We start from the raw sequence: 20,763 nt of genomic DNA on the forward strand, positions 1-20,763 counted from the left end.
CGATGCGCCTCGTCGACTACCTGGACAAGGGTGCCTCGCTCGGCACCGACGCGCCCTGCCTGGGCATGGGCGACACGCGGCTTTCATACGGCGACGTGCAGCGGCTCAGCCACCGCGTGGCCCGCGCGTTGCAGCGCAGCGGCATCGCGCCGGGCAGCAAGGTGGCGGTGCTGTCGAGCAACGACCCGATTGCGTTCGCCTGCGTCTTCGGGCTTTCGCGCGCGGCGGCCGTGTGGTGCCCGATCAACCCGCGCAACGAGGCGGCCGAAAACCGCTTCGTGCTCGATGCCTTCGACTGCAGTTGCCTGATCTTTCACAGCAACTACGCACCGCTGGTCGAGCAGATGCGCGCCGACCTGCCCAAGGTGACGACGCTGGTGTGCATCGACAAGCCGATGCCCTTTGCCCCTTCGCTCGACCAGTGGCTCGCCGATGCAAGCGATGCGCCCATCGACGTGCCGGTGATCGACGACGTGGCGATGATCGCCGGCACCGGCGGCACCACCGGCCAGCCCAAGGGCGTGATGCTCTCGGGCCGCAACCTCGAAGCCATGTCGGCGCTGACGCTGATGGGCTACCCCTTCGAAGGGCGGCCGGCCTACCTTGCGCTCGCACCGCTCACGCATGCGGCCGGCGTGCTGTGCCTGCCGGTGATGGCACTGGGCGGGCAGGTAGTGATCATGCCGAAGCCCGACCTGGGCGAGTTCCTCGAGCTGATCGAGCGGCACCGCATCACCCACACCTTCCTGCCGCCCACGCTGATCTACATGCTGCTGCAGCATCCGAAGCTCGCCGAGACGAAGCTCGATTCGCTGCAGTGCTTCTGGTACGGCGCCGCGCCCATGTCGGCCGCGCGGCTGGAGGAGGCGCTGCAGAAGATCGGCCCGGTCATGGCGCAGCTCTTCGGCCAGACCGAGGCGCCGATGATGATCTCGATGATGTCGCCGCGCGAGCACTTCAATGCTGACGGCACCGTGGCGCGGCATCGGCTGGCTTCGGCGGGCCGGCCCGGCCCGCTGGTGCAGGTCGGCGTGATGAACGGCGACGGTGCGCTGCTGCCCACCGGCGAAAGCGGCGAGATCGTGGTCCGCGGCTCGCTCGTGATGCTCGGCTACTACAAAGACCCGAAGGCCACGCAAGAGGCCTCGCGCCACGGCTGGCACCACACGGGCGACATCGGTTATCTCGATGCCGACGGTTTTCTCTACATCGTCGACCGCGCGAAGGACATGATCATTTCGGGTGGCTTCAACGTCTACTCCGCCGAGGTCGAGCAGGTGCTGATGCAGCACCCCGACGTGCAGGACAGCGCCGTCGTCGGCCTGCCCGACGAGAAGTGGGGCGAGCGCGTGGTGGCGGTGCTGCAGCTGCATGCCGGCCGGCAGGTGAACGCGGAAGACATCAAGGCCTTCGTCAAGGCGCGCATCGGCAGCGTCAAGGCGCCCAAGCAGATCGAGGTGTGGGTCGACCTGCCGCGCTCCAAGGTGGGGAAGGTGCTGAAGAAGGAAGTGCGCGCCGCGCTGCTGCCGCCTCAGCCGCGCTCATAGAGCGATTGGTGCGCGCGGCGCAGCTCGAACTTCTGGATCTTGCCGGTCGACGTCATGGGCAGCGCTGGCAGAAAAACGATTTCTTTCGGCACCTCGAAGCCGCCCAGGTGGGCCTTGCAATGTGCGATGAGCCCGGCCTCGGTGAAGTCTGCCGGTGCGTCGGGCCGGCGCGTGACGAAGGCTGTGATCGCTTCGCCCCAGTGCGCGTGCGGCAGCCCCACCACGGCCGCGTTGAGTACGCCAGGGTGGCGCAGCAGAACCTCTTCGACCTTGATTGACGGCACGTTCTCGCCGCCCGACTTCACCATGTCCTTCAGGCGGTCGAGAAAGATCAACTGCCCGTCTTCGTCGAGCTTGCCCAGGTCGCCCGAGTGGTGTCAGCCGAAGCGCTGCACCTGGGCCGTGGCCTCCGGGTCCTTGTAGTAGCCAAGCATCACGTTGGGCCCGCGAAAGACGATCTCGCCGACCTGCCCGGGGCCGAGCAGGCCGCCGTCGTCGTCCATCACCGCGACCTCGTTGACCAGCGTGGCGACGCCCCAGTAGGAGCCGAAGCGCTTGCGCTGCTCGTGCGCCTCGAAGATGGTGGCACCGGGGTACATCTCGGTCTGGCCGGAGACCAGTGCGAAGTTGGGGCAGAACTCGTCGAGCAGCCGCAGCAGCAGCGTGCGCGACATGGGGGCCATCGCGTAGACGCACAGGCGCAGGCTGGACAGGTCGCGCGTGGGGCGCTGCGGGTGTGCCAGCAGTGCGCCGTACATCATCGGCAGGCCGACCATCACGGTGATCTTGTGGCGCTCGATGGCGCCGAGTACCGCGCCGGGGTCGAAGCCACGCAAGATGACGAGCGTGCCGCCCACCGTCAGCGCCGACATCAGCACCGTGTGCTGGCCGCAATGAAAGAGCGGCAGCACGCTGCTCCACACATCGTTGCGGTCGGGGCTGCTGCCCCATTCAACCATGTTGCTCATCAGCACCGAATGCACCGAGGCGTGCGAATGCATCACGCCCTTCTGGCGGCCGGTGGTGCCGCTCGTGTACATGATGAGCGCGAGCTGGCCGCTCTCGATGTGCACGTCGGGCAGCGTCACCGGGCCTTGCGCGATGGCTTGGGCCACGGTCGGCAGATGGGGCGGCGGTGCGTCGCCGTCGAGCACGCACAGCAGCGGCGCGATGCCGGCGCCGTCGAGCAGTTGTTGCAGTTCGGGCCGGGCGTGCAGCGCGGTGTCGATCACGAGGTGGCGCACTTCGGCATGCGCCAGGATGTAGCCGATCGCATCCACTGAAAGCGCCGTGTTAATGGGCACCCACACCAGGCCGGCCTTCTGTATACCGAGCATCGCGACCACCATCTGGATCGAGTTGTTGCACAGCATGCCCACGCGCTCGCCGCTGGCGAGGCCCAGTCCCAGCAGGTGGTGCGCGAAGCGGTTCGACGCGGCGTCGAGTTCGCTGTACGACATGCGGTGCTCGCCTTCGATCAGCGCGATGCGCTCTCGGAAGCGGCGCGCGGCGCGATGGATCACGTCGCCGAGAGCAACGCGTGCAATACGCTGCGCGAACGCGAGGGGTGATGCGGCGTCGCGGGGGCTCGAAATGGCAGTGGGCATGCTCTGTGTCTCCGTGCTTCGTTCGTTGGCGCGCAGAGTAAGGCTCGCCGCAAGCTCCCGTCTTGCGAAGAGTGGCTACAGATGGCCCTGCGCAGCTGGGTCGCCCGGCGCTACAGTGCCGCATGCGCCAACACCTCTCCACCACCACCGGGCCCCAGCGTCTTCTTTATGGCGGCGTGGTCGGCATTGCCGTCGCGTCGGTGCCCTGGCCTCTTGGCATGACGGCGCGCGGCCTGGCGGGCTGGTGCGCGGGCGTGCTGGTCTACCAGGTGCTGACGTGGTGGCTGGCCGACACCTTCGATGCGAAGCGCACGCGCGAGCGGGCGCAGTTGCTCGACCAGCCCAACATCGTGATCCTGGTCTCGATGCTGGTGGCGGTCGGCGTGAGCGTGGTGGCCATCGCGATGATGCTGCAGGAGGTCAAGCAGATGGACGGCATCGCGCGGGCCGGCCACATCGCGCTCGGGCTGGTGGCGCTGGTGGGGTCGTGGCTCATGATGCATTCGATCTACGCGTTCCATTACGCGCACCGCTACTACATCGACCGCAAGGGCGGCTCGCCCGACGGCGGCCTCGACTTTCCGGGCAAGGACGAGCCGGACTACTTCGACTTTCTCTACTACTCGTACGTGATCGGCATGACCTCGCAGGTGTCGGACGTGCAGGCGACCTCGCGCGAGATGCGCCGCATCACGCTGATGCACAGCGTGCTGTCGTTCGCCTTCAACATGCTGGTGCTGGCACTTTCGGTCAACGTGGTGGCCGGGGCGATCTGACTGCCTGACTCACCTCGGGCTGCGTGCACTCAGGTCGCGGCCTTGCGCGTGGGCCCCAGCTTGACGATGCCGGTCGACAGGGCCACGCCGCAGACGATCACCACCGCGCAGGTCAGCATCCACTGCGTGATGCTCTCGTTCAGGAAGACCGCGCCGTAGAAGAGCGCGAACACCGGCACGAGGAAGGTGACGGTCAGCGCGCGGGCCGGGCCCGCGCGCTCGATCAGGCGAAAGAACAGGATGTACGCCACGCCGGTGCAGGCGATGCCCAGGGCCAGCAGCGCGAGCCAGGCGCGCAGGCTGGGCATCTGCGCGGGCCAGAGCCAGATGGCGGGCAGGGCAAGGAACGCGGTGGCACCGATCTGGCTGCCGGTGGCGGTGGTCAGGGCAGGCACGCCGCTCAGGTGGCGGCGCGTGGCGCTGGCCGAGATGCCGTAGCACAGGCACGCGCCCAGGCAGGCGAGCACCGCCCACAGCGCCGCATGGCCGCTGGCACCCGCATGCAGGCCGGCGCTGCGGCTGGCGAGCATGGCGACGCCGGCAAAGCCGATCACCAAGCCGACGAGGCGCGAGCCATTGGGCCGCTCGCGAAACCAGGCCCAGGCCACCAGCGCGCCGAACATCGGCGTCGTGGCGTTGAGCACGGCGGCAAGGCCGCTGTTGATGGTCAGCAGTGCGAAGCAGAAAAGCGCGAACGGCATGCCCGAATTGAAGACGCCGACCACGCAGCTGGCCTTCCAGTGCTTCGCAAGCATCGGCCCCTGGCCGCGCAGCAGCGCGATCGGCAGCAGGAACAGCGCGGCAATCGCCACCCGCACGGCAGCCGTCGGCAGCGCGCCGAACTCGGCCGCGCCGATGCGCATGAAGAGGAAAGACGCACCCCAGAGTGCACCCAGCAGCACCAGGTCGACGACCCAGGAGGTGGCGTTTGCGGGAGCGGCGACGGTGCTGTTGTTCGTTGTGGTCATGCGTCTTTCGTCCAGGTTCTGCGGCGGCAGGTGCTTACAGCGCCCCTTCGAGTTCGAGCAGCGCCGTCTTGCGATCCAGCCCGCCAGCGTACCCGGTCAGCGAACCGTCGGCGCCGAGCACGCGGTGGCAGGGCACGATCACGCTGATCGGGTTGCGCCCCACGGCCGCGCCCACTGCGCGCACGGCGGCCGGGTTGCCCACGTTGACGCTGAGCGCGCCGTAGCTCGTGGTGGCGCCGGCCGGAATGGCCAGCAGCTGCTGCCACACGCTCTGCTGGAACGCGGTGCCGTGCGACAGGTCGAGCTTCATGTCGAAGCGGTCGCGCTTGCCGGCGAAGTAGTCGCGCAGTTGCGCGGCGGCTTCGACCAGCGCGGGGTGGTCGTCCTTCGGAATCCAGCCCGTGGTGTCGGGCCAGTGGCGTTGCTGGTCGAACCAGACGCCGGCCAGGCCCTGGTCGGTGGCCGCCATCGTGATGCCGCCCAGCGGCGTGTCGATGTGCGAGGTGTAGATGACTTTGCTCTTGAACTTCATGACATTTCAGGCGGTGAGGCCTGCCGTGGTGATGAGGGGAGATTCCGGGGCCGCCACCGGTTCGGTGGCAACCGTCGAAGGCGAGGGCGCGTGCCAGGCACGCAGCACCGCATAGCTGCGCCAGGGCCGCCAGGCCTGCGAGGCTTCGCTGGCCGCGCGGGCGGTGGTGACGCCCAGCGCCTTCTGCAGCGCAACGTCGCCGGCCGGGAAGGCGTCGGGCCAGCGCAGGGCCCGCATCGCGATGTACTGCGCGGTCCAGGCGCCGATGCCGGGCAGCTCCTGCAACGCGGCGATGGTCGATGGCACGTCGGCGCCCGCATGCAGTGCGAGCTTGCCGGCGGCGACTTCGCGGGCGATGGCCTGCAGCGCCGTCTGCCGCTGGCGCACGATGCCGAGCTGGCCCAGCGCATCGCCGCTTGCCGCTGCAATGGCGGCGGGTGTGGGAAACAGACGGTTGAGGCCGTCGATGGGCGTGGCGATGGGCTCGCCGAAGGCCTCGACCAGCCGCGAACCCAGCGTGCGCGCCGCAGCCACCGTGATCTGCTGGCCCAGCACCGCGCGCACCGCCAGCTCGAAGCCGTCGACCGTGCCCGGCACGCGCAGCCCATCGCCATGCGGAAAGGCGGCATGCAGCGCGGCGTTGATGGCCATCGGCTCGGCATCGAGGTCGAGCATGGCGCGTGCGCGGCTGATGACGATGGGCAGCACCGCCGCGAGCGAATCGCTCACCGACAGCAGCATCTGCTCGCGCTCGATGTCGAAGCGCAGTTGCAGCCAGCCGGCGTGCATCTGTCCGCCCTGGGATACGCGCAGGGTGCGGGCGAGCGTCACGTAGGTGGGCGTGCTGCCCTTGGCTGGCTCCTTGCCGTCGGCGGTCGAGGCGACTTCGACGCCGCGCAGCGCCCGGCGCGCGAAGAAGCCGAGCATCGCGCTCACGTCGTAGGGCGGCCGGAAACCGAGCCGCACCTCGATGGCCTTGCCGCCGCCGCCCTCGGCGGTGGCACCGCCCGCACGCCGCAGCGCGCTCGGGTTGAGCCCGTAGTGCTCGACAAAGGCCGCATTGAAGCGGCGCACGCTGGCGAAGCCGCTGGCCAGCGCCACTTGCGTCATCGGCAGCCGCGTGTCGGCGATGAGCTGCTTGGCGGCGAGCAGGCGGCGCGTCTGCAGGTATTGCAATGGGGACACGCCGAACTGCGCCTCGAAGATGCGCCGCAGGTGGCGGTCGCTCACGCCCAGCCGCGCCGCGATCTGCGCCGCGCCGGGGCCTTCTTCGGACCATGCATCGGGCTCGTCGATCAGCCGTGCGGCCTGCAGCGCCAGGATGCGCGAGGCGTCTTCGGTCGACCAGTTGGCTGCGCGCGGCGCCAGTTCGGGCCGGCAGCGCAGGCAGGGGCGGAAGCCCGCGGCCTCGGCCTGGGCCGCGTGGCGGAAGAACCGGCAGTTCTCGCGCCGCGGCAGCTTGACGCGGCAGACCGGCCGGCAATAGATGCCGGTGGACGTCACGGCGGTGAAGAACGACCCGTCGAAGCGCGCGTCGTGCGTCTTCATCGCCAGGTAGCAGGCGTCGCTCTCGAGCGCTTCGGTGGGGGCGTGGGTGGTAGGCATGGGCAAATGATACGGTTTCGACTCGTTTCAACTGGCCGTTTTCGGACATATGGGCCCGTGGAGCGTTGCCTACAATGCCCCGTTCCAAATCCAACAGGGAAACGCCTTTCATGCAGCTCAGCGCTTCGATCTTCAAGGCCTATGACATTCGCGGCGTCGTGCCCGTCACTCTCGATGCCGAAGTGGCCGAAGCGCTCGGCCGGGCCTTTGGCAGCGCCGCCCGCGCCGCCGGCGAAAAGTCCGTGGCCGTGGGGCGCGATGGCCGCCTGTCGGGCCCGGCGCTGGTCGAAGCACTCATCAAGGGCCTGGTGGCCACCGGCATCGAAGTGATCGACGTGGGTGCCGTCACCACCCCGCTGCTGTACTTCGCGGCCCACACGCTGGCCTCCAGCGGCATCCAGGTCACGGGCAGCCACAACCCCAAGGACTACAACGGCTTCAAGATGGTGCTGGCCGGCCGCGCGATCTACGGCGACGAGATCCAGGGCCTGCGCAGGACCATGGAAGAGGGCAGCGCCAAGCTCGCTCCCGGCGGCAGCGTGCGCAAGGTCGACGTGACCGATGCTTACATCAAGCGCATTGCAGGCGACATCAAGCTGGCCCGCCCCATGAAGATCGTGGTCGACTCCGGCAACGGCATCGCGGGCGCCACGGCCCCGGCCATCTTCCGCGCCATCGGCTGCGAGGTGACCGAGCTGTTCAGCGAGGTCGACGGCGACTTCCCCAACCACCACCCCGATCCGAGCAAGCCCGAGAACCTCAAGGACCTGATGGCCGCGCTCGCCAAGGGCGACGCCGAGCTGGGCCTGGCCTTCGACGGCGACGGCGACCGCCTGGGCATCGTCACCAAGGACGGCCAGAACATCTTTCCCGACCGCCAGATGCAACTCTTTGCACAGGACGTGCTGTCGCGCGTGCCGGGCGGCACCATCGTCTACGACGTGAAGTGCTCGCAGCGCCTGGCACCGGCCATCGAAGCCGCGGGCGGCGTGCCGATGATCTTCAAGACCGGCCATTCGCTCATCAAGGCGAAGATGAAGGAAATCGATTCGCCGCTGGGCGGCGAGATGAGCGGCCACATCTTCTTCAAGGAGCGCTGGTTCGGCTTCGACGACGGCACCTATGCCGGTTGCCGCCTGCTCGAGATCCTGAGCAAGAGCCCGAACGCGAGCGACGTGCTCAACGCGCTGCCCACCAGCTTCTCGACACCCGAGCTCAACGTGGCGTGCGCCGAAGGCGAGCCGCATGCCGTGGTCGACAGGCTCGTGAAGGGCGCGAACTTCGCGGCGCCGGCGAAGGTTTCGACCATCGACGGCCTGCGCGTGGACTGGCCCGATGGTTTCGGCCTGATCCGCGCTTCCAACACCACCCCCGTGCTGGTGCTGCGCTTCGAAGGCCAGACCGACGCGGCGCTCAAGCGCATCGAAACCGAGATGCTGGCGCTGCTGCGAACGGTCAAGCCCGACGCCAAGCTGGCCGAAGCTTCACACTGAACAGGATGACCCCCAGTCTTCGCGCACTTCGTGTCGCTACGCCAACCCCCTTCCAGGGGGCGATACCAGTGGCCCGGCAAAGCCGGTTCCACGGTATCCCTGGCGCAGAGGGCCGCTTCGGTTTCACGCGTTGCGAGCTTCGCCATCGCGTGATGGAGCGTTAAGCCCGTGCGTTCTATCTTGTTGCGTCTCTACGGCGCTTTCACCACTGTTGTGCAACCCCTCGTGCGCCGCAAGCTGCGGCGCCGGGCGCAGGCCGAGCCGGGTTATGGCGTGGCCGTCGAAGAGCGCTTCGGCCATTACGACGAGACCATCACGGGCCATGCCCAATGCTGGGTGCACGCCGTCTCGCTCGGCGAAACGCGCGCCGCCGCCATCCTGATCGCCGAGCTGCGGCGGCAGTACCCGGGCGTGCCTATCCTGCTCACGCACGGCACGGCCACGGGCCGCGAAGAGGGCGCCAAGCTGCTTGAACCTGGCGACACGCAGGTCTGGCAGCCTTGGGACACGCCCGGTGCCGTGGCGCGCTTTCTCGACAAGTTCCAGCCGCAGATTGGCGTGCTGATGGAAACCGAGGTCTGGCCCGAAATGGCTGCTGCCTGTGCCGAGCGCCGCATTCCGCTGGTGCTGGCCAACGCACGGCTCAACGAAAAATCCTTGGCGGCGGCCGAGCGGCTTGCATGGTTGGCCCGGCCCGCGTATTCGGCGCTCACCGCCGTGTGGGCGCAGACCGAAGCTGATGCGCACCGGCTGGTGTCGCTCGGCGCCAAGGTGGCCGGCGTCTACGGCAACCTCAAGTTCGACGCCACGCCCGACACGCGGCAACTGGCCACGGCGATGTCGCTGCGCGAGCATCTGCCGCGGCCGATGGTGGTGCTTGCCAGCTCACGTGATGGCGAAGAGCGGCTGCTGCTCGAAGTGCTCAAGCGCTTCGGCGCGACCTCGCCCGTGCCGCCCGAGCAGGGCGCGATCCGTTCGATCGCCAAGCGCGTGCACGACGTGCAATGGATGATCGTGCCGCGCCATCCGCAACGTTTTGACGAAGTGGCTGCGCTGATCGAGGCCGAAGGCTTCGCGGTCGCGCGCCGCAGTGCGGCGGGCCAGCCGACCGATGCCGAGATCTGGCTGGGCGATTCGCTCGGCGAAATGGCGCTGTACTACGGCCTGGCCGACGTGGCGCTGCTGGGCGGCAGCTTCGAGCCGCTGGGCGGGCAGAACCTGATCGAGCCAGCGGCCTGCGGTTGCCCGGTGATCATGGGCCCGTCGACCTTCAACTTCGCGGAGGCGGCGCAACTGTCGCTCGCGGCGGGCGCATCGCTGCGTGTCGAAGGCATGGAGCAGGCGGTGACGGCGGCGTTGAAGCTGGTCGAAAACCCCGAGCGGCGCGCTGTCATGGCACAGGCCGCGCTGGCGTTTTCATCATCGAACCGTGGCGCAGCAGAACGTACGGCGGCTGCGGTGCTGGCGATTGCGCAGGCTGCCGAGCCCGTGGCCACTGCCAGCGCACCGCTGGAAAGCGAACCACCCAGAGCGGAACCCACGCTGGACTGATCGGCCTTTGCCTTCGCTCCTTCCCCCTCTGGGGGAAGGTTGGGATGGGGGCTCGACGGCGCTCGCGATGGAACCGCCGCTGGCCCCCACCCCGGCCCTCCCCCGGAAGGGGAGGGAGAAAGAAGACGAACGCGCGCCTCAGCGCACCGGCGGATTCAGAATCACCGGCGGCACAGGCGCCGAAGGCATCACCGGCGCAGGCGGATTGAACGGCTGCACCGGCACCGGCGGAATCACCGGAATGCTCGGCGGCGTGACCGGCACATACGGCGCGGGCGCGCGGTCCGGCGTCGACGTGATCGCCGCAGGCACGGCCGGCACGCTGCCATTGCTTGCCAGCGTCGCGTTGATCGCGTTCATGTCGTCCGTCGTCAGCGTGCCGTTGGCCTGGCGCAGCTTCAGGTTGCCCAGCAGCACGTTGTAGCGCGCCTGCGCAAGGTCGCGCTTGGTCTGGAACAGCTGGCTTTGCGAATTCAGCACGTCGATGTTGATGCGCACGCCCACCTGGTAGCCCAGCTTGTTGGCGTCGAGCGCGCTCTGGCTCGATGCCTCGGCGGCTTCGAGCGCCTTGACCTGGCCCGCGCCCGACACCAGCCCGAGGTAGGCCGCGCGCGTGGCCTGCGCCACGCTGCGCTGGGTGCCGTCGAGCACGCTGCGCGACTGGTCTTCGAGCGCCAGCGTTTCCTTGATGCGGTTCTCGGTGGCGAAGCCCGCGAACAGCGGCAGGTTGAAGGTCACGCCGACGGTGGTGGCGTTGACGCGCGTACCCACCGCGCTGGTGCTGGTGCCCGTGGGATTGCGCGTGACGTTGTAGCCCAGGTTGGCATCGAGCGTGGGCTTGTGCCCGGCCTGGGCCTTCTGCACCTCGAGCCCCGCCACGTCGAGGCCGAGGCGCGCCTGCCGGATCGCAGGGTGCACGTCGTTGGCCTGCGCGACCCAGGCGTTGATGTCCGCCGGCATCGCCGTCGGCAGCACGACCGGCACCGCGAGCGGCACCGGCACGCTGCCGGGGCGGCCCACCAGCTGGTCGAGCACGATCTTCTTGACCTGCAGGTCGTTCTCGGCCGCGATCTCCTGGGCGATCACGAGGTCGTAGCGGGCCTGGGCCTCGCGCGAGTCGGTGATGGTCGAGGTGCCGACCTCGAAGTTGCGCTTGGCCGACGCGAGCTGCTCGGCCACGGCGACCTTTTGCGCGCGCACCAGCGCCAGGCTGTCGGTGCTCGCGAGGACGTCGAAGTAGGCCTGGCTCACGCGCACGATCAGGTCCTGCTCGGCAATGGTGAGCACCGCCTGCGCGATGTCGGCCTGCCGCTTGCCCTGCTCGTAGGTGGCCCAGTTGGCGGGCCGGTACAGCGGCTGCGTGGCGTTGATGCCGACGTTCTGCGTGTTGAAGTCGCGCGGCGTGGTGCCGCGGCTGGTGCCGGTGAGGGTGTCGATCTCGAGGTCGGTGCGCGTCACTCCGGCGGTGAGCCCCACGGCGGGCAGGATGCCGGCCTTGGCCTGCGCGGCGCGCGCCACGTTGGCCTCGTATTGGGCCCGCGCGCCCTGGTAGGTGGCGTCGTAGCCGCGGGCGGCTTCATAGAGTTCGTTCAGTGTCTGGCCCTGGGCCGGCAGTGCGAGCAGTGACGCAATGGCGCTTGCGAATGCTGCGGAAAGAGGCAGAAGCCGGGGCCTTGGAGGCATTGAACGTCCTTGAAGAGAGAAGCTAGTAGCGCGGCACGGAAGGGTCGTGCTGCGAAGACCAGGCGTCGATGCCGCCCGCCACGTTGGCGAGCTGGTCAAAGCCGTTCTGGCTCAGGAAGGCGGCCACGCGCTGGCTGCGCGCGCCGTGGTGGCACAGGCAGGCGATGCGATGGCCTTCGCCCAGTTCGGCCAGCCGCCCGGGAATCTCGTTCATCGGGATCGCGACCAGCGTGAAACCCTGGGGCACGACGCTCGCCGTCTGCAGTTCCCAGGGCTCGCGCACGTCGAGCAGCACGGGGGCGGCGTCGGCGTCCTGGGCGAACCAGGCGGCAAGGTCGGCGGGGCGGACTTGGTCGATCATTCGGTGGACCGTCCGCTCAGAACGAGAAGCGCGAGGGCTCGGGGAAGTTCAGCAGGCGCGGTGCCACCGTGTCCCAGGGCTGGATGGTTTCCCACTTGCTTTCGCTCGTGCGGGTGACGAAGTGGGCACGCATCATCGGCTCTTCGCCCACGATGGCCGACAGGCGGCCACCGACCTTGAGCGAACCCAGCAGGTTCTGCGGAATGCGGGCGACCGAGCCGCTGAGCACGATCACGTCGAAGCTGGGGCCGCTGGCCAGGGGTACGGCGCCGTCGGCGTGGCGCACTTCGACGTTGGTCACGCCGTTCTGGCGCAGCGTCTCGGCGGCGCGGGCGGCCAGCACGGGGTTGATTTCAAGCGACAGCACCTGGGCGGCGCGGGCGCCGAGCAGGGCGGCCATGAAGCCGGAACCGGTGCCGATTTCAAGCACCGATTCGTGCTTTTGAATGTGCAGGTCTTGCAGGGTGCGGGCCTCGACCTTGGGCGAGAGCATGAACTCGCCGGGCACGGAGCCGTCGAGCAGGGGCAGTTCCATGTCGAAGAACGACAGCGTGCGGTGTTCGTCCGGCACGTAGTCCTCGCGGTGGATTTCGGCCAGCAGCTCGAGGATGTCCGTCTCCAGCACATCCCAGGGGCGGATCTGCTGTTCGATCATGTTGAAGCGCAAGCGCTCGAGGGTAGGGGTGGGGTTCATGGCGTGGCTTTCCTTGTGGGCTCAGGACAAACCTTCAATTTTAGGTTGCGCCGATGACACCCGCCGCCCGGTCGGCCATCCATGGCCTTTCATGCCTTGTCCCCGGCGTGCACGCTGAGCCCGTAAAGCACCGTTTCCGCCTGTGTGGCGAGGTACTTTTCGGGGTCGAGGGCGCTGGCGCCGTCGACGCAGACCATGGCCGAGTGCTTCCAGAGCATGAGAAAGACCATGGGCGCCACCACCGAGTAGATCGCGTGGTCGACGTCGACCGGCGCGAACTCGCCGCGGTCGATGCCGCGCTGCACGATGCGCCGCAGCAGCACGTGGCCGGGGCGCACCACCTGCTGCCGGTAGAACTCGGCCAGCTCGGGGAAGTTGGCGCCTTCGCACACCATCAGCTTGGTCAGGCCCGAGGCCTTGGTCATGCCGACACGCTCCCACCAGACTTTCATGCAATAGCGCAGCATTTCGGCCGAGGTGCCCTCGAAAGCCTCGAATTCGGCGTTCCACTCGGTGAAACGGCCGCCGAGGTTTTCCATCACCACGGCCTTGAACAGCTCTTCCTTGCTCGGAAAATACAGAAAGAGCGTGCCCTTGGAGACGCCGGCGCGTGCCGCGACTTCCTCGGAGCGGGTGGCGGCAAAGCCTTTTTCCACGAACAGATCGAGCGCGGCGGCGAGCAATTCACCGGGGCGCGCCTCTTTGCGGCGCTCGCGCTTGGCGCGGACCGGGCAGATCTTGTCGACGAAGGAGCGGGGCGTGGACATGTTGTTAATGACTGACGGGTTAGTAATGTAGTGACCGGCATCCGGCGCGTCAAGCCGCGACAATATCGGGTTCGCCTTTTTCCAACCTGCCGGAGCCGTGCCATGACCCCCTCATCGTCGCCCAACGAAACCATCGTGCTCGGTGGTGGCTGCTTCTGGTGCACCGAGGCGGTGTTCGACCGGGTGCAGGGCGTGGTCGACGTCGAATCGGGCTATTGCAACGGCCAGGTCGTCAACCCGACCTACGAGCAGGTCTGCACCGGCCGCACAGGCCACGCCGAGGTGGTGAAGCTCGAATTCGACCCGGCGCAGATCAGCCTGCGCGAGATTCTCGAGATCTTCTTCGTCGTGCACGACCCCACCACGCTCAACCGCCAGGGCAACGACGTCGGCACGCAGTACCGCAGCGGCATCTACTACACGAACGACGCGCAAAAGCAGGTGGCACAAGACGTCATCCGCGAGATCGAGGCCAGCAAGACCTATCGCTCGCCCGTGGTGACCGAAGTGGCGCCGCTGGCCAACTACTCGACGGCCGAGGCTTACCACCAGGACTACTTTTTGAACAACCCGAACCAGGGCTACTGCGCATTCGTCGTGGGCCCGAAGGTCGAGAAGTTCCAGAAGACCTTCGCCTCGCGCGTCAAGGCCTGAGCCTTCGGCCCTGCATCCCGTGCACGCTGCCCGCCCCGCTTCCACCCGTTCGTCGCGCGCGTTCATCGTCGCGCTGGCGTTCGCGTTGTGGATCGCGGGCACGCTGGGGGTGATGCACCGCTCGCTGCACGTTCCCGGCCTCGCCAAGGCCGCGGCGGCCGCGCAGGCGACATCGCCAGGCGGCGTGCACAAGCATGCGGACCACGGCCTGGGCAGCCTGTTCGGCGAGCACACCGATGCCGAATGCCGGCTGTACGACCAGCTGGAGCACGGCTCCACCGCACCCAGCGTGCCGCTGGTGGTGCTGCCGATCCTGCTGCCGACGGCCACCTTCGCCTATCTGCAGGGCGAGGCCATCGCCCGGTGGGTCGCGCTGTTCGACGCGCGCGGTCCGCCTTCCACTCGCTGAATCTCTCCGTGTTCCGGCTGCCACATCCGCCCTGAGCGGGTGGAGGCAGGTCGTTCATCGATTCAACGAGTGCCCATCATGATTCCCAATTTCCGTCGCAATGCCATCGGCATTGCCGTTCTTTCGCTGCTGTCCTGGCCGGCCTTCGCCCAGGACGCAGCCGCCCCGATTTCCCCATCCGCCGCCGACACCACGACCACCACGACGGTCGAGCCGCCCACCGCCGCCGGCACGCTGTCGACGGTGGAGATCCAGTCCGAGCGCCTGAAGAAGGCGCGCATGGAGCTTTCGCCCGAGGTCGGCGCCACGGTCTACCGCATCGACCGCGCGGCCATCGACGCGCTCGGCAAGGGCGACGCCACCCCGCTCGACGACGTGCTGCTCACGCTGCCCGGCGTCGCCAAGGACTCGAAGGCCTCCGGCTCGCTGCACGTGCGCGACGACCACGGCAACGTGCAGTACCGCGTCAACGGCGTGCAACTGCCCGAAGGCATTTCGGGCTTTGGCCAGTCGCTGGACACGCGCTACATCGACTCGGTCGACTTCCTCACCGGTGCCTTGCCCGCGCAGTACGGCCTGCGCACCGCGGGCGTGGTCGACATCCAGACCAAGCAGGGTTTCGGCAAGCCCGGCGGCTCGCTCGGCTTCACCTTCGGCAGCCACAACACGCTGGAAGAAAACGGATCGATCTACGGCACCAAGGGCAACCTCAGCTACTACCTGTCGGGCAGCCTGGTTTCCAACACCAACGGCATCGAGAACCCGCAGCCGACGCTGAATGCGCAGAACGACCGCACGCGGCAGGGCAAGACCTTCGGCAACCTGTCCTACTACCTCGATGCGGACACGCGCGTGGGCCTGATGTTCGGCACCTACAACGGCAAGTTCCAGATCCCGACCAACCCGAACCAGTCGCCGGCCTTCTCGCTGGCCGGCTACAGCGACCTGGGCACGGGCTTCAATGCGCTGCCTTCGTCCAGCGTGCGCGAGCGCCAGACCGAGGCCACGCGCTTCGTGGCGCTGTCGTTCCAGAAGACGGTGGGCGCGCTCGACTTCCAGGTCTCGGCCTTCCACCAGTACTCGAACCTGCACTACCTGCCCGATCCGGTGGGCGACCTGATCTACAACGGCGTGGCCTCCGACACGCTGCGCTCCAACTCGTCGAACGGGCTGCAGGCCGATGCGTCGTACAAGGCCAGCGACGCGCACACGCTGCGCTTCGGCGGCGCCTACACGCGCCAGACCACGCGCAGCATCAATGCGGTGAACGTGTTCCCGGTCGACGACGGCGGCGCGCAGGTCGGCAACACGCCGGTGCTCATCAACGACAACTCCGGCAAGGTCGGCCAGCTCGCGAGCCTCTACGTGCAGGACGAATGGCGGATCGATCCGAAGCTCACCCTCAACTACGGCCTGCGCTACGACAGCGTCGATGCGTTCACCAAAGAGCACCAGTGGAGCCCGCGCCTGAACCTTGCGTACAAGCTGTCGGACGACACCGCGCTGCACGCGGGCTATGCGCGCTACTTCACGCCGCCGCCGCAGGAGCTGGCGTCGCAGCAGAGCATCAACCTGTATGCGGGCACCACCAACCAGCCCGCGGTGCCCACGTCCGACCCGGTGAAGGCGGAGCGCACCCACTACTTCGACCTGGGCGTGGACCACAAGGTGAACGCCAACCTGTCGCTGTCGGCCGATGTCTATTACAAGAACATCACCAACCTGCTCGACGAAGGCCAGTTCGGCCAGGCGCTGATCCTGTCGCCCTTCAACTACGCCAAGGGCTTCGCGCGCGGGCTGGAGCTGTCGGCGCGCTACAACGACGACCACTGGTCGGCCTATGCCAACTTCGCCTACCAGAAGGCGATGGGCAAGGACATCGTGTCGAGCCAGTCGCTGTTCGGCACCGATGAGCTGGCCTACATCGCCAACCACTACGTGTACCTGGACCACGACCAGACCTACACGCTGTCGGGCGGCGCCAGCTACCGCTTCGGCGACAACCAGGTCAGCGGCGACCTGATCTTCGGCAGCGGCCTGCGCCGCACGCCCGACGGCGGCGCACCCAACAGCGCCGCGCTGCCGCACTACGCGGTGGTCAATGCCGCCTATTCGCACACCTGGAAGGACGCGTCGGGCGGTGACATCGTCGGGCGCATCGCCGTCCTGAACCTGTTCGACAAGAGCTACCTGCTGCGCGACGGCACGGGCGTCGGCGTGGGTGCGCCGCAGTACGGCACGCGCCGCAGCCTGTACGTGAGCATGACCACGCACTTCTGAACCGCCGCATGACGATGAACCCGAGGCTGTCGCGCACCGTCGCCCTCGCACTGCTTTTTGCGGTGTGGATGGCGTCGACGCTCGGCCTCGTGCATGCCACGCTGCACATGCCGGGCGACCGCGGCTGGGCCGTGGCGGCCGAGCGCACGGCCGTGGCCGCGAAGGCCTCGGGCTTCGTGCCACGGCACGACGGCCTGTATGCGCTGTTCGGCGACAAGACCGACGCCGAATGCCGGCTGTACGACCAGTTGGCGCACGGCTTCAGCGCGCCGGGCGTGCCGCTGGTGGTGTTGCCGATGCTGCTGCCGTCGGCCACCTTCGCCTACCTGCAGGGCGAAGCCGTCTCCCGATGGATCGTGCTGTTCGATGCACGCGGTCCGCCTTCCGCTCGCTGAATTTCCCTTGTGTTCCGGCTGTCGAACCCGCCTTGCGCGGGGGCGGTGGGCCGCCCATCGATTCAACGAGTGTCCATCCATGATTCCCAATTTCCGTCGCAACGCCATCGGCGTTGCCGTTCTCTCGCTCGCCGCGTTCGCGGGCACGTCCCATGCGCAGGCCCAGGATGCGGCCCCGGCCCAACCGGCCGACCCCGCCAGCCTGCGCGAAGTCACCGTCACCGGCAATCCGCTCGGCGCCAGCGAGCTGATCGCGCCGACCACCACGCTGTCGGGCGACAAGCTGCTGCTGCGTTCCGAATCGACGCTCGGCGAAACGCTCAACAACGTGCCCGGCGTGAGCAGCAGCTACTTCGGCCCGAACGCCAGCCGTCCGATCATTCGCGGACAGGACGGCGACCGCATCCGCATCCTTCAGAACGGCGGCGGCGCGCCCGACGCCTCGGCACTGAGCTACGACCACGCGGTGCCGGTCGACGCACTGGTCACCGAGCGCATCGAAGTGCTGCGCGGCCCCTCGGCGCTGCAGTACGGCGGCAGTGCGGTCGGCGGCGTGGTCAACGTGATCGACAACCGCATTCCGTCCGAACCGATCAACGGCTTCGGTGGCCGCGCCGACCTGGGCTACGCCACCGGCAACAAGGAGAAGAACGGCGGCGTGGTGCTCGAAGGCGGCAACGACCGCTTCGCGGTGCACGTCGACGCCTTCAAGCGCGACTCGAAAGACGCCTCGGTGCCCATCGACCTGAACTGCGAGAAGCCCGGCTCGCCGTGGCGTGCACGCAAGATCTGCAACTCGGCCAACGAGGCGCATGGCGGCGCGATCGGCGGCACGCTGTTCTTCGACCAGGGCTACATCGGCGCGTCGGTCGCCACCTACCGCAGCACCTACGGCACCGTGGCCGAGGACGACGTGACCATCGGCATGAAGTCCGACCGCTACGCGCTGGAAGGCGAGTGGCGCCCGGGCGGCATCATCCGCAGCGTCCACGCCAAGCTCAGCCACACCAACTACCGCCACACCGAGTTCGAGGGCAGCCAGCCCGGCACGAAGTTCTCGAACATGAGCAACGACCTGCGCATCGAGGCGCGCCACGAGAAGATCGGCAACTTCGAAGGCCTGGTCGGCTTCAGCAGCGAGACCAACCGCTTCGCCGCCGATGGCGAGGAGGCCTTTGCGCCGCACAGCCGCACGCGCTCGAACGCGCTGTTCCTGTATGAGGAGTACGGCACGTCGTGGGGCCGCCTGAGCTTCGGCGCGCGCACCGAGAAGGTCCGCATCCGCTCGCTGGGCTACCCGGACGATCCGACCGTCACGCGCTTCGCCGTTGGCGAGCGCACCTTCAATCCGCACAGCGCGGCCTTCGGTGCGCTGGTCAACCTCGCGCCGCAGTGGCAGCTGACCTCGAACCTTGCCTACACCGAGCGCGCGCCGAAAGACTACGAGTTGCTCGCCAACGGTCCGCACGTGGCCACGGCCGCGTGGGAAGTGGGCGACCCGAACCTGAAGAAGGAAAAGTCCACCGGCTTCGACCTTGGGGCGCAGTGGAAGTCGGGCGCCAACACGGCCCGCGTCAATGCGTATGTCACGCGCTTCAGCAACTACATCGGCCTGACCGCGTCGGGCCGCACGCTCGACAAGGAAGGCCAGGTGGTGACCGACCCCGAGGTGACCGACACGCTGGCCGAGTACCTGTACCGCGGCGTGCGCGCGCGCTTCACCGGCATCGAGGCCAGCGGCAACCTGCGCCTGCTGGGCACCGACGGTTTCGCGCGGATGGCCGATGCGTCCACGCTCGACCTCGAATGGCGCGGCGACATCGTGCGTGCGAAGAACCTCGACACCGACGAACCGCTGCCGCGCATCGCACCGCTGCGTTTGGGCGCGACGCTGGTTTACGCCAACGGCCCGTGGGGCGCGCGCTTCGGCTTCGACTACAACGCGGCGCAGCATCGCGTGCCGAGTGTCGGCGCCCGCGAGACGGATGCGTACACGCTGTGGAATGCGGCGATCACCTACCGCATGAAGGTTCAGCGCGCCAACCTCACCTGGTATGCGCGCATGGACAACATCACGAACAAGCTGGCCTACAGCCCGACGTCGATCCTGACGACGACGGTGTATCCGAACGCGCCGTTGCCGGGGCGGTCGCTGAAGGTCGGTTTGCGCGTGACGTTCTGACCTTGTATTGCTCCCTCCCCCTTTGGGGGAGGGCAGGGGTGGGGGCAAGCGGCGGACCCATCGAGCGCTCTGATTGCCCCCATCCCAACCTTCCCCCGGAGGGGGAAGGAGCAATGCGGGAACGGTGCGTGCATTTGTCCCTGATGTCTTTCTCCCTCCCCTTCCGGGGGAGGGCAGGGGTGGGGGCAAGCGGCGGACCTATCGAGCACTCTGCCTGCCCCCATCCCAACCTTCCCCCAGAGGGGGAAGGAGCAAGGCACGGCAAGCGCTCGACTATCCTTCGAGGGTGAATTCCTTCGTCATTTCCTCGCTCCTGCCCGTCGTCCTTCTCATCGCCGCGGGCTACCTCGCAGGCAGGCGTCGCTGGATCAGCGGCAATGCGGTCAAGGACCTGTCGAACCTCATCTTCCTGTTGCTCGCGCCCGCGCTGTTGTTCCGCGCCATGAGCACGGTGCACGTCGAGCAACTCAGCCTCAAGCCGGTCGCGGCGTACTTCATCGCCTCGGGCCTGCTGTTCGCGGGCACGCTCGCGTTGCGTGGCTTCAACCGCACGGCGGCGGTGATCGCGCTGGCCAACACCTACAGCAACACCGTGATGATCGGCATCGCGCTCATCGGCCTGGCCTACGGCGAAGAGGGCATGGTAGTGCTGCTCACGTTGATCTCGCTGCACTCGCTGGTCTTGCTGACCAGTGCCACCGTCGTGCTCGAACTGGCCGTTGCGCGCGAGCACGCGGTGGTCGGCGGTGCGGAAAAGCGCTCGATGGCGCGCACCGTGCTGCGCGCCTTGCGCAACGCCATCATCCATCCGGTGCCGCTGCCGATCATGGCGGGCCTGCTGTTCGCGCAGACCGGCCTTGCGATGCCCGAAGTCATCGACAAGCCGATCCAGCTGCTCGGCCAGGCCTTCGGACCGGTGGCGCTGGTGATGGTCGGCATCACGCTCGCGCTCACGCCCATCGGCCGGCACTGGCGTGGCGCGCTGGTGCAGGCGCTGGTCAAGAACCTGCTGCACCCGCTGCTGGTGGCCGGCATCGGCTGGGTGCTCGGCGTGCGCGGCATACCGCTCACGGTGATGGTGGTTGCGGCGGCGCTGCCCATCGGCGCCAATGTGTTCCTGTTCTCGCAGCGCTACCGCACCGCTGAAGACCTGGTGACGGCCAGCGTGGCGGTATCGACCGTGCTGGCGCTCGGCACGCTCACGCTGGTGATGGTCTGGGTGCAGTGGCTGCCCTGAGCCCTTCGGTTCTCTCTTCGTA

The 20,763-nt window shown here is 67.9% G+C and carries 17 protein-coding genes and 1 pseudogene; 10 read left to right on the forward strand and 8 right to left on the reverse strand.

Features of this window, described 5'->3' with window-relative positions; genetic code table 11:
• The first annotated feature begins 2 nt into the window (after window positions 1-2).
• Window positions 3-1,547 carry an acyl-CoA synthetase gene (locus tag BLQ28_RS10570; RefSeq protein WP_093238904.1) on the forward strand — a complete coding sequence of 515 codons (1,545 nt, stop codon included), beginning with the start codon at window positions 3-5 and terminating at the stop codon, window positions 1,545-1,547.
• Here the strand turns inward: BLQ28_RS10570 and BLQ28_RS10575 are convergent.
• A pseudogene (locus BLQ28_RS10575) lies at window positions 1,532-3,154 on the reverse strand (class I adenylate-forming enzyme family protein). The gene BLQ28_RS10570 and the pseudogene BLQ28_RS10575 overlap by 16 nt on opposite strands.
• Before the next feature lie 122 nt (window positions 3,155-3,276).
• Between BLQ28_RS10575 and BLQ28_RS10580 the strand changes: the two are divergent.
• A complete protein-coding gene (locus BLQ28_RS10580; RefSeq protein WP_093238906.1) occupies window positions 3,277-3,930 on the forward strand; it encodes a DUF1345 domain-containing protein in 654 nt (217 codons plus the stop codon).
• 29 nt (window positions 3,931-3,959) lie between these two features.
• On the opposite strand, the gene BLQ28_RS10585 is transcribed toward BLQ28_RS10580, so the two are convergent.
• From BLQ28_RS10585 to BLQ28_RS10595, 3 genes are read right to left on the reverse strand one after another with little or no spacing between them, the layout of a single operon-like run.
• On the reverse strand, window positions 3,960-4,898 hold the full coding sequence (locus BLQ28_RS10585; RefSeq protein WP_093238907.1) for a DMT family transporter: 939 nt from the start codon (window positions 4,896-4,898) through the stop codon (window positions 3,960-3,962).
• Between the two features lie 34 nt (window positions 4,899-4,932).
• On the reverse strand, window positions 4,933-5,430 hold the full coding sequence (locus BLQ28_RS10590; RefSeq protein WP_093238909.1) for a methylated-DNA--[protein]-cysteine S-methyltransferase: 498 nt from the start codon (window positions 5,428-5,430) through the stop codon (window positions 4,933-4,935).
• Window positions 5,431-5,436: 6 nt separating this feature from the next.
• Entirely contained in the window at window positions 5,437-7,035 is a 1,599-nt protein-coding gene (locus BLQ28_RS10595) for a DNA-3-methyladenine glycosylase 2 family protein (RefSeq protein ID WP_093238911.1), read from the reverse strand.
• Window positions 7,036-7,145: 110 nt separating this feature from the next.
• Here BLQ28_RS10595 and BLQ28_RS10600 point away from each other — a divergent pair, with 110 nt between their 5' ends.
• Window positions 7,146-8,528: a phosphomannomutase/phosphoglucomutase gene (locus BLQ28_RS10600; RefSeq protein ID WP_093238913.1), complete on the forward strand. Its 1,383-nt coding sequence runs from the start codon at window positions 7,146-7,148 to the stop codon at window positions 8,526-8,528.
• A gap of 168 nt (window positions 8,529-8,696) precedes the next feature.
• A complete protein-coding gene (locus BLQ28_RS10605; protein WP_093238915.1) occupies window positions 8,697-10,079 on the forward strand; it encodes a 3-deoxy-D-manno-octulosonic acid transferase in 1,383 nt (460 codons plus the stop codon).
• A gap of 138 nt (window positions 10,080-10,217) precedes the next feature.
• On the opposite strand, the gene BLQ28_RS10610 is transcribed toward BLQ28_RS10605, so the two are convergent.
• The 4 genes from BLQ28_RS10610 to BLQ28_RS10625 all read right to left on the reverse strand — a co-directional run bounded on the left by BLQ28_RS10610 (window position 10,218) and on the right by BLQ28_RS10625 (window position 13,584).
• Entirely contained in the window at window positions 10,218-11,762 is a 1,545-nt protein-coding gene (locus tag BLQ28_RS10610; RefSeq protein ID WP_093238917.1) for a TolC family outer membrane protein, read from the reverse strand.
• A gap of 22 nt (window positions 11,763-11,784) precedes the next feature.
• Window positions 11,785-12,123, reverse strand: coding sequence for a rhodanese-like domain-containing protein (locus BLQ28_RS10615; protein ID WP_093238919.1), 339 nt, complete (start codon window positions 12,121-12,123; stop codon window positions 11,785-11,787).
• A 16-nt stretch (window positions 12,124-12,139) separates the two neighbouring features.
• The gene (locus BLQ28_RS10620) at window positions 12,140-12,817 is read right to left on the reverse strand and encodes a protein-L-isoaspartate O-methyltransferase family protein (protein WP_093238920.1); all 678 of its coding nucleotides are present in this window, start codon (window positions 12,815-12,817) and stop codon (window positions 12,140-12,142) included.
• Between the two features lie 89 nt (window positions 12,818-12,906).
• Window positions 12,907-13,584 (reverse strand): TetR/AcrR family transcriptional regulator, encoded by a 678-nt coding sequence (locus tag BLQ28_RS10625; RefSeq protein ID WP_093238922.1) that lies wholly within the window; start codon window positions 13,582-13,584, stop codon window positions 12,907-12,909.
• A gap of 102 nt (window positions 13,585-13,686) precedes the next feature.
• On the opposite strand from BLQ28_RS10625, the gene msrA reads away from it, so the two are divergent.
• From msrA to BLQ28_RS10655, 6 genes are all read left to right on the forward strand, one after another.
• Window positions 13,687-14,238, forward strand: a complete 552-nt coding sequence (gene msrA, locus BLQ28_RS10630) for a peptide-methionine (S)-S-oxide reductase MsrA (protein WP_093238924.1) — start codon at window positions 13,687-13,689, stop codon at window positions 14,236-14,238.
• Window positions 14,239-14,257: 19 nt separating this feature from the next.
• Window positions 14,258-14,647 (forward strand): hypothetical protein, encoded by a 390-nt coding sequence (locus tag BLQ28_RS10635; protein WP_093238926.1) that lies wholly within the window; start codon window positions 14,258-14,260, stop codon window positions 14,645-14,647.
• A 78-nt stretch (window positions 14,648-14,725) separates the two neighbouring features.
• Window positions 14,726-16,927: a TonB-dependent receptor gene (locus tag BLQ28_RS10640; RefSeq protein WP_093238928.1), complete on the forward strand. Its 2,202-nt coding sequence runs from the start codon at window positions 14,726-14,728 to the stop codon at window positions 16,925-16,927.
• Between the two features lie 14 nt (window positions 16,928-16,941).
• Window positions 16,942-17,322 (forward strand): hypothetical protein, encoded by a 381-nt coding sequence (locus BLQ28_RS10645; protein ID WP_256327245.1) that lies wholly within the window; start codon window positions 16,942-16,944, stop codon window positions 17,320-17,322.
• Between the two features lie 79 nt (window positions 17,323-17,401).
• On the forward strand, window positions 17,402-19,504 hold the full coding sequence (locus BLQ28_RS10650; protein ID WP_093238931.1) for a TonB-dependent receptor: 2,103 nt from the start codon (window positions 17,402-17,404) through the stop codon (window positions 19,502-19,504).
• A 286-nt stretch (window positions 19,505-19,790) separates the two neighbouring features.
• Window positions 19,791-20,741 (forward strand): AEC family transporter, encoded by a 951-nt coding sequence (locus BLQ28_RS10655; RefSeq protein ID WP_093238933.1) that lies wholly within the window; start codon window positions 19,791-19,793, stop codon window positions 20,739-20,741.
• Window positions 20,742-20,763: the final 22 nt, after the last annotated feature.

Origin of the sequence: Variovorax sp. EL159, assembly GCF_900100965.1 — a bacterium.
GTDB lineage: Bacteria > Pseudomonadota > Gammaproteobacteria > Burkholderiales > Burkholderiaceae_C > Variovorax.

Excerpts from the sequence above, each read along its gene's own strand:
- BLQ28_RS10570 (WP_093238904.1), top strand. The coding sequence starts at position 3 with ATGCGCCTCGTCGACTACCTGGACAAGGGTGCCTCGCTCGGCACCGAC.
- BLQ28_RS10640 (WP_093238928.1), top strand. The coding sequence starts at position 14,726 with ATGATTCCCAATTTCCGTCGCAATGCCATCGGCATTGCCGTTCTTTCG.
- BLQ28_RS10600 (WP_093238913.1), top strand. The coding sequence starts at position 7,146 with ATGCAGCTCAGCGCTTCGATCTTCAAGGCCTATGACATTCGCGGCGTC.
- BLQ28_RS10645 (WP_256327245.1), top strand. The coding sequence starts at position 16,942 with ATGAACCCGAGGCTGTCGCGCACCGTCGCCCTCGCACTGCTTTTTGCG.
- BLQ28_RS10625 (WP_093238922.1), bottom strand. The coding sequence starts at position 13,584 with ATGTCCACGCCCCGCTCCTTCGTCGACAAGATCTGCCCGGTCCGCGCC.
- BLQ28_RS10590 (WP_093238909.1), bottom strand. The coding sequence starts at position 5,430 with ATGAAGTTCAAGAGCAAAGTCATCTACACCTCGCACATCGACACGCCG.
- BLQ28_RS10585 (WP_093238907.1), bottom strand. The coding sequence starts at position 4,898 with ATGACCACAACGAACAACAGCACCGTCGCCGCTCCCGCAAACGCCACC.
- BLQ28_RS10650 (WP_093238931.1), top strand. The coding sequence starts at position 17,402 with ATGATTCCCAATTTCCGTCGCAACGCCATCGGCGTTGCCGTTCTCTCG.
- BLQ28_RS10610 (WP_093238917.1), bottom strand. The coding sequence starts at position 11,762 with ATGCCTCCAAGGCCCCGGCTTCTGCCTCTTTCCGCAGCATTCGCAAGC.
- msrA (WP_093238924.1), top strand. The coding sequence starts at position 13,687 with ATGACCCCCTCATCGTCGCCCAACGAAACCATCGTGCTCGGTGGTGGC.
- BLQ28_RS10620 (WP_093238920.1), bottom strand. The coding sequence starts at position 12,817 with ATGAACCCCACCCCTACCCTCGAGCGCTTGCGCTTCAACATGATCGAA.
- BLQ28_RS10580 (WP_093238906.1), top strand. The coding sequence starts at position 3,277 with ATGCGCCAACACCTCTCCACCACCACCGGGCCCCAGCGTCTTCTTTAT.
- BLQ28_RS10595 (WP_093238911.1), bottom strand. The coding sequence starts at position 7,035 with ATGCCTACCACCCACGCCCCCACCGAAGCGCTCGAGAGCGACGCCTGC.
- BLQ28_RS10615 (WP_093238919.1), bottom strand. The coding sequence starts at position 12,123 with ATGATCGACCAAGTCCGCCCCGCCGACCTTGCCGCCTGGTTCGCCCAG.